The sequence below is a fragment of the Gemmatimonadota bacterium genome, assembly GCA_016713785.1.
Classification (GTDB): domain Bacteria; phylum Gemmatimonadota; class Gemmatimonadetes; order Gemmatimonadales; family GWC2-71-9; genus JADJOM01.
The window spans coordinates 127,105-139,183 of record JADJOM010000003.1 but is presented as its reverse complement, the minus strand read 5'-3'; the positions used below and the strand labels follow the sequence as shown (position 1 = coordinate 139,183).

12 protein-coding genes are annotated in these 12,079 nt (G+C 69.8%); 3 read left to right on the top strand and 9 right to left on the bottom strand.

The features are described 5' to 3' along the window. Positions 1-6 precede the first annotated feature (6 nt). On the bottom strand, positions 7-474 hold the full coding sequence (locus IPJ95_08230) for a cupredoxin domain-containing protein (GenBank protein ID MBK7923605.1): 468 nt from the start codon (positions 472-474) through the stop codon (positions 7-9). Between the two features lie 109 nt (positions 475-583). Here IPJ95_08230 and IPJ95_08225 point away from each other — a divergent pair, with 109 nt between their 5' ends. The 3 genes from IPJ95_08225 (at position 584) to IPJ95_08215 (ending at position 2,981) form a co-directional block, all read left to right on the top strand. After that, positions 584-1,372, top strand: a complete 789-nt coding sequence (locus IPJ95_08225) for a hypothetical protein (GenBank protein MBK7923604.1) — start codon at positions 584-586, stop codon at positions 1,370-1,372. A 117-nt stretch (positions 1,373-1,489) separates the two neighbouring features. After that, positions 1,490-2,005 carry a sigma-70 family RNA polymerase sigma factor gene (locus IPJ95_08220; protein MBK7923603.1) on the top strand — a complete coding sequence of 172 codons (516 nt, stop codon included), beginning with the start codon at positions 1,490-1,492 and terminating at the stop codon, positions 2,003-2,005. Continuing rightward, positions 1,980-2,981, top strand: coding sequence for a zf-HC2 domain-containing protein (locus tag IPJ95_08215; GenBank protein ID MBK7923602.1), 1,002 nt, complete (start codon positions 1,980-1,982; stop codon positions 2,979-2,981). The genes IPJ95_08220 and IPJ95_08215 overlap by 26 nt, the downstream gene beginning before the upstream one ends. 89 nt (positions 2,982-3,070) lie before the next feature. On the opposite strand, the gene IPJ95_08210 is transcribed toward IPJ95_08215, so the two are convergent. From IPJ95_08210 to IPJ95_08175, 8 genes are all read right to left on the bottom strand, one after another. Next, the gene (locus IPJ95_08210) at positions 3,071-4,342 is read right to left on the bottom strand and encodes a hypothetical protein (protein ID MBK7923601.1); all 1,272 of its coding nucleotides are present in this window, start codon (positions 4,340-4,342) and stop codon (positions 3,071-3,073) included. Then, positions 4,342-4,941 carry a cytochrome c gene (locus IPJ95_08205; protein MBK7923600.1) on the bottom strand — a complete coding sequence of 200 codons (600 nt, stop codon included), beginning with the start codon at positions 4,939-4,941 and terminating at the stop codon, positions 4,342-4,344. Before IPJ95_08205 ends, IPJ95_08210 begins: the two co-directional genes overlap by 1 nt. Then, positions 4,931-5,440 (bottom strand): DUF3341 domain-containing protein, encoded by a 510-nt coding sequence (locus tag IPJ95_08200; GenBank protein MBK7923599.1) that lies wholly within the window; start codon positions 5,438-5,440, stop codon positions 4,931-4,933. The genes IPJ95_08205 and IPJ95_08200 overlap by 11 nt, the downstream gene beginning before the upstream one ends. Next, entirely contained in the window at positions 5,440-6,786 is a 1,347-nt protein-coding gene (gene nrfD, locus IPJ95_08195) for a polysulfide reductase NrfD (protein MBK7923598.1), read from the bottom strand. Before nrfD ends, IPJ95_08200 begins: the two co-directional genes overlap by 1 nt. A gap of 3 nt (positions 6,787-6,789) precedes the next feature. Further along, a complete protein-coding gene (locus tag IPJ95_08190) occupies positions 6,790-9,789 on the bottom strand; it encodes a molybdopterin-dependent oxidoreductase (protein ID MBK7923597.1) in 3,000 nt (999 codons plus the stop codon). A 121-nt stretch (positions 9,790-9,910) separates the two neighbouring features. After that, entirely contained in the window at positions 9,911-10,501 is a 591-nt protein-coding gene (locus tag IPJ95_08185) for a cytochrome c3 family protein (GenBank protein ID MBK7923596.1), read from the bottom strand. A gap of 186 nt (positions 10,502-10,687) precedes the next feature. Next, on the bottom strand, positions 10,688-11,176 hold the full coding sequence (locus IPJ95_08180; GenBank protein MBK7923595.1) for a hypothetical protein: 489 nt from the start codon (positions 11,174-11,176) through the stop codon (positions 10,688-10,690). Positions 11,177-11,252: 76 nt separating this feature from the next. Further along, positions 11,253-12,068, bottom strand: a complete 816-nt coding sequence (locus IPJ95_08175; GenBank protein ID MBK7923594.1) for a hypothetical protein — start codon at positions 12,066-12,068, stop codon at positions 11,253-11,255. Positions 12,069-12,079: the final 11 nt, after the last annotated feature.

The following is a 12,079-nucleotide window of genomic DNA, read 5'->3' as shown; positions in this document are numbered from 1 at the left end:
GCGGGCCTACTGGACGATCAGCTTGGCCTTCATCCCGAACGCCACGTGCGGCGTGCAGTGATAATCGTACGTACCCGCGGGGACACCGGCGAAGTTGATCTCGTAGCTCTCGCCCATCCCGACCTTCATCGGACCGGTCAACGGCCCCATCGTCTCGGCCATGGCCTTGCCCAGGACGTCGGCGGCACCCGCCGGCAGGGTCGCGGGATCGAACGCCACGTTGTGGGGCGGTCCGCTCTTCACCACGAACTTCACCACGTCGCCCGCCTTGATGGTCAGCTCAGCCGGGGAGTAGGTGCCCACCTTCCCGTCAAAGTCCATCGCGACCTCGTGGGTCGTGCCCGTCGCCACCGGAGCCGGGGCCTGCTCCGCCGGAGCCGGCGTCGCCGGCTGGTCGGCTGGTTGTTCGCCGCTCTTGCCGCCACAGGCCGCGAGGGCCAGGGCGAGTCCCGCCACCATCGTCATCGCGCGCATCGAAGACTCCCTCCACTTGCAGGGGAAAATGTGCCTTGTGAAAAGGTTCACAAAGATACAAGCCCTGCCCGGAATCGGGGAGATGGGGCGGCGGCGTTAGATTTCCCGCGTGCATCCTCCTCCGTCGTGCCGCACTCTCGGCCCCCAGTGCCTCGGCATCCCCGTTACCCTGCGCATCGGAACCCTGGACAAGGGCCCGGCCTCCTGCGACCATGAGGCGACCTGGCTCCTGGGGCACACGGAGCACATCACCTTTCGTGACCTGCGCGCCCGGGACCGGGACCTCCTGGTCGACGCCGTGCTCCACGTCCGGTGCCGCTTCCTCCAGCGTCAGGGAGACCTTGGCGCCTGCCGGGCGCATGGCTTCACCGGGCCGGCGCCCTCCCCGCCCGCCTCACCGGTCCAGCCGCGGCGGCTGGGTGGAGATGCCTTCCTGGCGGTCTCGGAGGGCGCCCAGCGCACGCTGACGCTCCCCTTCCCTCCCCGGAGCCTTCCGGTGCTCGAGGTGGATCCGCTCGACAGCGAAAACCCCTGTTCGATCGCGCCCTGCACCACGGCCGATCACCGACGCGGCTCCGCCTGCTGCCGCGACCTTCAGGTGGAGATCCTGTGCGACCAGGGGGATACGCACCTGGAGGCGCTGGTCCGCTCCCGCCAGTCACCGTACCTGTGCAAGATCAGCCGGGAATCGCCCCAGGCACTGGAAGCCGAGATGATCTCCGCCTGCGACTACCTCGATGATCCCCGGGAGAACTGCACCCTGCACGGCCGGCAGCGGGCCGACGGTCGCACCGCCAAGCCGGACCTGTGCAGCGAATGGCCTGATGATGGAAAGGGACTCCACCCCGGGTGCCTCTGGTACACCCCGCCGGCCAGGAAGGCCGCCAAGAGGCAGTGACGCAACACCATGGCGACTGTTGTGTTGATCGGGGTGGGCTCCGGCGTCGTAAGATTATCTGTCAACGCCATCTAGCCGATCAGGCCCGCCCCAGACCGTTACGCTCGAGGGACGCCAATGGGCGATGAACTCGAAGAGCTGTATCGAACCACCTACGCGACCGTGGTGCGTTTCCTGTACCGGAAGGTCTGGGACGCCGACCGCGCCCACGACCTCGCGCAGGAGGTGTTCATCCGGGCGATGGCCCACCGGCCCGAGAAGCCCCGGGCGTGGCTCTTCGCGGTGGCCGCGAACCTGGCGCGGGACGAGGCGCGCGCGGCCATGCGCCGCAAGCGGCACCTGACCCTGCTCAAGGATGACCCGATCACCCACCCCTCGAGCCACATGCCCGCGGACGAGATGGTGGAAGAAGACGAGCGGCGCGCCCGGGTGGACGGCGCGCTCAACACCCTGACGGCCCGGGACCGCGAGGTCCTGCTCCTGTGGGACGCGGGGCTCAGCTATCCTGAAATTGCCCAGCAGACCGGTCTCGCCGTGGGTGCCGTCGGCACCACACTCGCGCGGGCCCGGAAGCGACTGATCGACGCCTACGACCGGATGGAACATCGTGACGACCGCGCGGCACACTCCTGACGAAGAGCTCCACGCCTACCTCGACCAGGCGCTGAGCCGGTCGCAGGCGGCGGAGATCGAGCGCCATCTCGCCCGCTGTCCCCGTTGCCAGATGGCGCGGGACGAGATCGCGCGGCTGCGGGACCGGACCACGGAGCTGCTGGCCGAATTCAGCCCGCCGTCGGTGATCCCGCCGGCCTACGCCACCCTGCAGGCACGGGCGGCCGAGCGGGCGGGCGGCCGCTCGCGCTGGCTGGTGATCGGGGCATGGGCCGCGAGCATCGCGGTGGCGGTGCTGGCCGGCTGGACGCTCCGGTCGCCGGGGGCCCCTCGCCCCGCGCCCACTGCCGCCGTGGCGAGCACCGATCCGCGACCCCCAGCGCCGACGGTGGACCTGCCGGCCCCCGAAGCCACACGGCAGGACCGGCCGGTGTCGCGGCGCCAGCCGGGGAGCCCGGCGCGGGCCGACGCCTCGGCCCGGGAGCAGCCGGGCCCGGTCCAGTTTGCCTCCGCCGTGGAGACGGCGCCGCCGGCGCACTTCCCCACGACGGCCCGGCAGTTGAATCCCAACGCCCCTGACAGCGACCTGACGGACTTCACCTCACAGCCGATGGGCGATGAGCCGGGACTCAAGGGGCTGTGGCGAACGGTCTCCCCCGACAGTGCGGGCCAGCTCCGCTCGGTGGATGTCCCGCTGGTTCCGGGGCTCCCGGTGGTGCAGGTCCGGGTGCAGCCCGGTGAGACCGGTCCCGACGTCACGGCCGTGGACCAGATGCTCGAGTCGGGGGAACTGGTGCGGACCCTGGCCGGCCCGGCGCCGCGCGTCGCGGCGCTGGTGGCGGCCGAGGGAGGCCAGCCGCCCGCCAGCACGCCGGTCGACGGCAGCAGCCGGGTGACGGTCACCATCCAGCAGGGCGACCGGATGGTCGCGGTCACCGGGCCGTCACAGGCGCTCGGTTCGCTGCTCAACCGCGTGACACCCCGCCGGCGGTACTAGCCAGAGCCGGGCGAGGGTGGCGACGGGCAAAGGGCGGGGACCGGTGCACCGGTCCCCGCCCTTTCGCGTTCCACCGCGGATGAGCGGGCTTAGTGGTGGCCCGCTTCCTTTTCCAGGGTGATCAGCGCAAGCCGGGGCGAGACCATCGGGAAGGTCCGGGCAAAGAACCCGTAGGACAGCAGGAACAACCCGAGGAATCCCAGCGTCGGGCCAAGCTCGGCGACCCCGAAGACCGGCCCCGCCTCGTGGGTCACCGACGGGAGCACCAGCAGGTACCGCTCCAGCCAGAGGGTGCAGAGGCTGATCGCGGTGAACAGCCCGAGGGTTGCCGGGGTCTTCTTCGGCGCCACGCCCAGCAGGCCGATGAAGGGAATCACGAACATCCCGAGGAACACCATGGTCCCGATGGGCCGCCACTCGCCCCACAGCCGGGCGAAGACGAACCCGGTCTCTTCCGGGAGGTTGCCGTACCAGATCACGAGGAACTGGGACCACATCAGGTAGGTCCAGAAGACCGTGAACCCGAAGCACAGCTTGCCGAGGTCATGCCGCTGCTTCGGGCTGATGAACTCGCTGATCCCCACCTCGTTCCGCCCGTAGAGCATCATCAGCGCGAGGAGGGTGTGGGCGCCCAGGAAGGAGCCCATGAAGTACCAGCCGCCGAAGAGGTTGGAGAACCAGTGCGGCTGCAGCGCCATCATGGTGTCGAACGCCACCATGGTGAAGACGATGGCGTAGGTGATCACGTACATGGGGGCGAGCCGCGCGATGCGGACCTCGTGCCGGCTGCGCCCCTCCGGGGAGGCGTCGAAGCCCGCGGTCCACCGGTCATACAGGCCGCGCCGCTCGGCCGGGACCGCGCCCTTCACGTCGTGCATGTCGGGGATGAGGTCGGCCTTGATCAGCTGGAAGCCGAGGTAGTAGAGCAGCGCCAGGCCCACGGCCAGGCGGCCGAACATGAAGCCGTGGGAGAGCCACACTTCCTTGCCGTGCCCGAGCCCGTGCATCTCGGGGAAGATGTGGTGGTACCCCACGGTGAAGATGAGCAGGAAGCCCACCACCGACACCGGCCAGAAGAAGAACGGCGCCGCCTCGGCGAACCGGATGATCACCCCGGACCACTTGGCCTTGGTGACCTTCTGCACCGCGACAAAGGCAAAGCTGCCGCCGGTCAGGCCGGTGAAGTACACCCAGTTGACGTGGAAGAGGTGCCAGGCGCGGTCGGCCTGCTCCCCGCGGGCGTAGAGGATGAAGAGCGCCGCCCCGACGAGGGCGAGGGCGGTGCCCAGGCCCACGAAGAGGTTGTAGCGGGCCGAGACGGACCGGGCGACGAGCTGATCGCGCACCATCGAGCTGGCCATCAGTTCGCCCCTCCCGCCTGCGCCGCCTGGGCCGCCGCCTGCGCCTTGGCGTCGGCCTGGAGCTTCCGGACGTAGTTCACGATTTCCCAGCGATTCCGGCCGCGCACGCGGTCCCCGTAGCGGGGCATGACGCCGCGACCATAGCGGATGATGCTGTAGATGTAGCCGTCACTCCAGGCGATGGCCCGGTCGGTGATGAGCGGCAGCGTGGCGACCCGGGGCCCGACGGGCCCGTCGGCGTAGCCGGCGATGCCGTGACAGACGGCGCAGTAGGTGTTGTACAGCGTGTCGCCGAGCGCCGAGGCGGGCTGGCCGGCCAGCGGGTTGACCAGCTTGTCGGCGGTGGTGCTGTTCCCCACGCTCCACTCGGCCGACCAGTCGGCCTCGCCGCCGGTGATCGGCACGGTGCCCGCGGGGGTGTTGCGGGGCACGGTGGCGGAGGCGTAGGGGTGCACCGCCGGGCTCGTGATCATGGCGTCGAACCAGGGCACGACGTGCATGAGGTCATCCGGCGAGGGCACGTCGTTGTAGTAGTAGTCGCAGCCGCCCGTGCCGAGGGCCAGCAGCAGCGCGCCGAGGGTCGCGAGCCTACGCCGCATGACGCACCTCCACGCTGCCGGCGTCCTTGAGCATGCGCTCGACCCCGGCGGCATCGCCGCCCGGGCAGGGGACGAAGATCCCGATCCGGTCATCGCTGAACTTGGGGTCGTAGGCCAGGCCGGTCGTGGGCTTGCGCAGGGAGAGGATGATCACCCCCGCGACGGTGGAGAGCGCGCCGATCAGCACCATGAGCTCGAACATGAACACCACGTAGGGGGGCACGGTGGCGATGGGCTTGCCGCCGACCATGAGCGGCCAGTCCAGGGACATCCAGTAGGTCATCCCCAGGCCGGCGCAGACGCCGGTGATGCCGCCGATCAGGGTGAACAGCCGCACCGGCGAGCTGGTGATGCCGAGGGCATCCTCCAGCTCGTGACTGGGGGCGGCAGAGTACACCGTGAAGTTCTGGCGGCCCTGGGCGCGCAGCGCCTGGATCGCGTCGCAGGCCGCGTCGATGTGCTCGAAGCTGGCGAGCACGCCGGAGACGGTCCGGGCCATCAGTGGCCTCCCTTGCGGAGCCGGGGCATCGGGATCTGCTCCTTGATTTCCTGGATCGCGACCACCGGGAAGGTGCGCGCGAACAGCAGGAACCACATGCCGAACCAGCCGAACGAGCCGGCGAGGATCCCCCAGTCCGCCCAGGTGGGCCGCATCTGGCTCCAGGCGTAGGGGAGGAAGTCGTTGGTCAGGCTGTTGATGATCACGTAGCGCTCGAACCACATCCCGATGTTGATGAAGATCGAGATCACGAACAGCGCCGTGAGGTTGGTGCGCACCTTCCGGAACCACAGCAGCTGCGACACGAAGGCATTGCAGATAACCATGGTCCAGCCACCCCACCACATGGGGCCGAAGAGCCGGCGCCAGAAGGTCTCCTGCTCGAACACGTTGCCGCTGTACCAGCCGATGAAGTACTCCATCCCGTAGGCGTAGAACAGGATGGACCCGGTCAGCAGGGTGAGCTTGGCCAGGTTGTCGAAGTGGTAGTCGGTGATCATGTGCTCGAGCTTCAGCGCCTTGCGGAGCGGGATCAGGAGCGTGAACACCATCCCGACGCCGGAGTAGATGGCGCCGGCCACGAAGTACGGGGCGAAGATCGTCCCGTGCCAGCCGGGGATGATCGACATGGCGAAGTCCCAGGACACCACCGAGTGCACCGAGAGCACCAGGGGGGTGGCCAGGGCGGCCAGGTACAGGTAGGCGCGGCTGTAGTGCTGCCACTGGTGCTGGGTGCCCTTCCAGCCCAGCGAGAAGAAGCCGTACACCTTGGAGCGCCACCCCGTCATCATGTCACGCGCGGCGGCGATGTCTGGCACCAGCCCCACGCAGAGGAAGGTGGTGGACACCGTCAGGTAGGTGGAGATGGCGAAGACGTCCCAGACCAGGGGCGACTTGAAGTTGGGCCACAGCCAGCGCTGGTTCGGGTAGGGCAGCAGCCAGTAGAAGAACCACTGGCGGCCGATGTGGATGATCGGGAAGAGCCCCGCCGTCATGACGGCGAACACGGTCATGGCTTCCGTGGCCCGGTAGACCGCGGTCCGCCAGGGCGAGCGGAAGAGGAAGAGGATCGCCGAGATCAGGGTGCCGGCGTGGCCGATGCCGACCCAGAAGACGAACGTGGTGATGTACACCGACCAGAAGACCGGCGGGTTGTAGCCCGCGAGCCCCAGCCCTTCCTTGAGCAGCGCCACGAAGGTGACGGCGCCCACCAGGAAGAGGCCCACGGCGCCGGCCAGCAGGAGCATGTAGCCCCGGCCCGCGGTCCCCAGGGTGTTGACGACGTCCCGGGTGACCTCGTGGTGGGTCTGCGTCGGGTGATTCGAGTCGTGCGCGATCGCGGCCATCCGTTACGCCTCCGCCCGGTGCAGGACCTTCGCCAGGTAGGTCACGGCCGGGCGCACGTTCAGGTCCTCGAGAATATGGTAGCCGCGGTGGTGGCCCTGCAGCTGGCTCACCCGGCTGTTCGGATCCTTCAGGTTGCCGAAGACGATGGCGTTGGAGGGGCAGGCCTGGGCGCAGGCCGTCACCACCTCGCCATCGCGCACGGTGCGGTCCTCGAGCCGCGCGACGTGCTGCGCCGCCCGGATCCGCTGCACGCAGAAGGTGCACTTCTCCATGATGCCGCGCGCCCGCACCGTGACCTCGGGGTTGAGCTGGAGGTTGAGCGGCTCGGGGAAGGCCTTCTGGGTGTACGCGTACCAGTTGTAGTAGCGCACCTTGTAGGGGCAGTTGTTGGCGCAGTAGCGGGTGCCCACGCAGCGGTTGTACACCTGGCCGTTGAGGCCGTCGAAGGTGTGGTAGGCCGCGTACACCGGGCAGACCGGCTCGCAGGGGGCGTTGTCGCAGTGCTGGCACAGCATCGGCACCACCCGGGCCTCCAGCGGCTCGCCGTCCTCGCCGCCCTCCCAGTAGCGCTCGATCCGCATCCAGGTCATCTCCCGGCCGCGGAGAATGTCGTCCTCGCCCACGAAGGGGATGTTGTTCTCGGCGTAGCAGGCGGTGATGCAGGACGAGCAGCCGGTGCAGCGCGCCAGGTCGATGACCATCCCCCACATCGGGTTGTCGAGGGCGTAGGCGCCGTGCTTGCGCTGCTCGCGCTGGGCCTCGTCGAAGCCCTCGATCGCCTCGACCTCGCGCTCGGTATTGATCTCGTGCGCGGCGTGTCCCTCCGCCGCCGCGGCGAGGGCCGGGGTCATGCCCTGGCGGGCCTGCGCGAAGGTCATGGCATCGGCGATGCCCCGGCCGAGCTGCCGGGTGGTGCCTTCGGTCTTGGCGACCTGCTTGAAGCCGCGGGTCTTGGTCAGCGTGACCCGGGTGGCGAGGTAGGGCAGGAAGCCCTGGCCGTCCCTGGCGTCGAGGAGGTCGAGCGGGTTCACCCCCCGCCCGGTGGCAAAGTCGCCGAAGCTGGTGTGGCCCAGCCCCAGCGGCACCGCCACCACGTCGGGGTGCAGGCCGGGGTGGATGTAAACCGGCACCTCGACCGCCCCGTAGGGCGAGGCGAGGCGGACGATCTCGCCCTCGCGGAGGTCGAGGCGGCGCGCCGTCTCGACGCTCAGCTCCGCCCACGAGTGCCAGGTGATGCGGGTGACCGGGTCGGAGAGCTCGAGCATCCAGGGCCGGTTGGCGAAGCGCCCATCGCCGTAGACCGAGGGCGTGGGGAGGAGGTAGAAGCTCTCCGCCCCGGCCTCGCCGTCGAAGGCGGGCGCCGCGTACCCCGCGCCGGCCGCGCCGGGCGCAAGCCGGACCGGCGTGGCAGGGACCTCAGTGTACAGGCCGCCGCGCGCCAGCGCCTGGCGCCAGCCATCGTCCGAGCCGACCTGCTTGAGCCACTGCGCCTTGAGGTGCGCCTCGAAGCTCGGCGCCGTGAACGGGGCCAGCGCCCCGCCGAGCTTCTGGGCCACCTTGAGCAGCAGGTCGCCGGTGGCCATGGTCTGGAACACCGGCTCGAGCACCGGCTGCATGAGTCCCTGCACCCCGCGGCGCGGCCGGGCGTCGTCCCAGCGCTCGAGGGCGTGGTGATTGGGGAGCAGCAGGTCGCACTGCCGGGCGGTCTCATCGAGGAAGAGCGAAGTCGAGACCCGGAAGCCGGCCTTGGCGAACCGGGCATCGAAGCCGGCGGCCTTGGGGAGGCTGTAGGCGGGGTTGGTGTCGTGCACCAGGACCACCGCCGCCTCGCCACGATCGATGCCGTCGAGCAGCGCCAGCAACGCGCCATAGCCGTCGCCGCCGTCGAGGTCGGCCCCGAAGCGGACCGTCTGGCCCACGTTGCCGGCCACGTAGTTGAGCAGGTGTACCGCCGCCGCGGCCTGGATGGCGCCGCGATGCTGTCCGGAGAGGCCGCCGGCCACCGCCAGCCCCGGCGCCGCCGAGGCGAACTCGCGGGCCACGCGCCGGATGATCTCCGCCCCGACGCCGCTCTCCTCCTGCGCCTTCTCCGGGGTGTAGGCCGCGAGCACGCCGCGGAGGGCGTTGGCGTCGGCCGGGTTGCCGGCGCGCTCGGCCAGGAGGACGTTGGCCATCGCGAGCGCGATGACGGCCTCCGACCCCGGCCGCGGCGCATGCCACTCGTCGGCGTTCATGCCGGTGAGCGACATGCGGGGCGCGAACATGACGTGCTTGGCCATCTGGCCGTCGGCGAAGCCGTGGCTGGCCGCGAAGCCGCGCTGGGCCTCGACCGGCGAGAGCCAGGAGCCGTCGAGGAAGTCGGCGCCGAAGGAGAGGATGTAGCGCGCCTTCGCGAAATCGTGCACCGGGAGCTCGGCGGCGCCGAAGACCTGCTGCCCGGCGAGGCGGAGCGGTTCGAAGTCGAGCGCCTGGTAGCGCACGACCTTGCCGCCCTGGGCCTGGGTCCACGCGGCCAGGAGGTCGGAGAAGGTGCCACGCCCCGCGCCGGAGATCACCGCCAGCTTGCCCCCCGCCGACTGCAGCTTGCCCGCGAGGGTGGCGATCGCCTCGTCCCAGGTCACGGCCTTGAACGTCCCATCGGCCTGCCGGGCCATCGGGCCGGTGATCCGGCCGGGATTGTAGAGGCCCTGCAGCGCCGACTGGCCGTGCGCGCACAGCGCACCCGCGTTCACCGGGTGGTCGGGATTGCCCTCGAGCTTGATCGGCCGCCCTTCCCGGGTCTTCACGTGCAGGCCGCAGCCCGCGGCGCATTCGGTGCAGGTGCTGGCATACCAGGTCGGGATCCCCGGCACCTGGTCCTCGGACTGCACCAGGTAGGGAACCAGCTTCTCGACGTTGGCGGTCGAGCAGCCGGAGACGGCCGCCGCGCCGACGCCGGTGACACCGACGACCTTGAGGAAGCGCCTGCGATCGAGACCTTCGCGGGGTGTTTCGTTCGACATTGACGGAGCCTTTGGCCGTTAGCCGTGAGCCGGAAGCCCGGAACCCTTCACCGCCACCCGTCGCGCCCCGCGCCCGGACCCGCCACCGGCGGATCGACGTGCGCCGGCGCGGCCGGCGGCGCTAGAAGTGACAGACGGTGCAGTCACGATTCACCTGCCGCTGGTTATGGCAGGTGATGCAGAAACCCATGTTGTTGATGTTGTTCACCTTGAAGACCTGCGGCATGCGGGCGACGTCGCCGTGGCAGGTCTGACAGGCATTGGCGCCCAGCACCTTGACGTGACGCATGTGCGGGAAATGCACGTGCCGCGCGACGCTGTGCACCCGGACCCACTCGATCGGCTTCTGGGTGTTGAAGGCCTCACGCACCTTGGCGATCTCCACCTGGTGGCTCGAGTCGGAGCCGCCGATGATCAGGTGGCACCCCATGCAGGTGGCCATGCTCGGGATCCCCGGCTCGCTCGACTCGCCCACCGACGAGTGGCAGTACTGGCACGGGGTCTTGTTGACGCCGACGTGGATGTCGTGGCGGAAGAACACCGGCTGCCGCGGCCCCTTGAGCGCCGCGGTGTCGCTGGCGCTCAGCGTCCAGGCCGGGAGGGTGTCCGTGGGCGAGGGGCCCTGGGAGGCCACCGAAGTGCCCTGCCCGGCCGCGATGGCGAGGACCGCCACCAGCAGCGAACCAGTTCCGAGGAGTGCCAGCTTTCGCATGATCGCTCACGACCACCGGCATGGAAGGAGGCCGGCGGGAAACGGGGGTTCCGCGCTATTGTGAATTCTTTCACGAGACGGCAACGCGTTGGGGGACCAACGATTGCCGCGACAAGTATAGTCACGAGGTTCGGCGCGGCCAAACCTCGAACAACACCTATTCCGAGTGAACTATTCCGCTATCCGTCAGCTGGCCAGGGACCGCCGGCCGGATCCCGGCGTCTCCGCCACGACCCACGCCAGCTTCCGCCGGACGAAGCTCAGAAAAGCATCGGCAGCCTTCTGGTCGCCCACCTCCAGCGCACACCAGCGTACCGGTCCGGTGCGCTGCGCGCCGCGGATGGCGCTGCCGATCGCGGCCGGGAGCCGCGGGACCGCCAGCGCCTTCGATTCCTCCGAGTCCGCGATGGTGAACGTCAGGGCCGGCCCGTTCTGCATCACGTGCACCCAGCAGAGCTTCCGGTGGCCGACGGCGTATTCCCAGGTCCAGTGCCAGGAGGTGCCCATGTACTTCACGTGCTCGGCTACGCCCGGCAGCTTGAGCAGGCCCTCGCGCAGCCGGCGGAACCGTGCCGCCGCGGGCGCGGGCAGGTCCTTGTACGGCGCCGCTGGCTTGGGTTCCTGACGGGGGTTGGGGTACAGGTTGGTGGCCCAGTACGCGGCGGATCGCCCCACGGGTCAGGCTCCGGGAAGTGTTGGGAAGAAGTGCGCCGAAAACTAAATGGGGAGGGGGCCGACTCCAAGCGGTGGCTTATTCCGCGTTCGTCTCGTCGGCCGGGCCCGCCCCCTCGTCCGGGGGAGGGGTCCCGACCCCCTCCGCCTCCGGGGGCAGCGGCAGGCCGTTCCGGACCAGGAATCGGACGATCTCGATACCCATGGCCCGGACCAGCGAGGCCTCGCGGCCGTCCAGCTCGGCGCGGTAGAGGATCTCCCGCCACGAGCGCAGGACGTGATCCGGCTGCCGGGTCTTGAAGAACTCGATGGCCCACAGCGCGCGGCGCCAGTCGGCGAACAGCCGCTCCTGCAGGGCCATGGGGGCCGGCTCGGCCGGCTTGCGGGGCGGCTTGATCGGCCGGCGCTCCCCACCCCGGGCCAGCCAGGTCTCATAACACATGATGGCCACGGCCTGGGCCAGGTTGAGCGACTTGTACTCCGGGTTGGTGGGAATGGTCACCAGCGCGGTGCAGGCGTCAAGTTCCTCGTTCGACAGCCCCTTGTCCTCGCGGCCGGCCACGAAGGCCACCGGTCCAGTGGTGGCCCGCGCCACCAGCTCCGCGGCGCCGGGACCCGGCCGGTAGACGGTGCGCTTGGCGGTGCGGTCCCGGGCGGTGAGCCCGAGCGTCCAGACGCAGTCGGCCGTCGCCTCGGCCAGGGTCTCGTGGATGGTGATCCGCTCGATCAGGTCGGCGGTGTTGTGGGCGATGCCCTCGATGCGCCAGGCGTCGAAGATCTCGGGCTGCACCAGGCGGACCTGGCCCAGGCCGAAGTTCTTGGCGATGCGCACGGCGCTGCCGATGTTGACGATGTCCTGCGGCGCGACCAGGACGAGGATGGGAGCGGGGGTCATGGCCCCGAAAG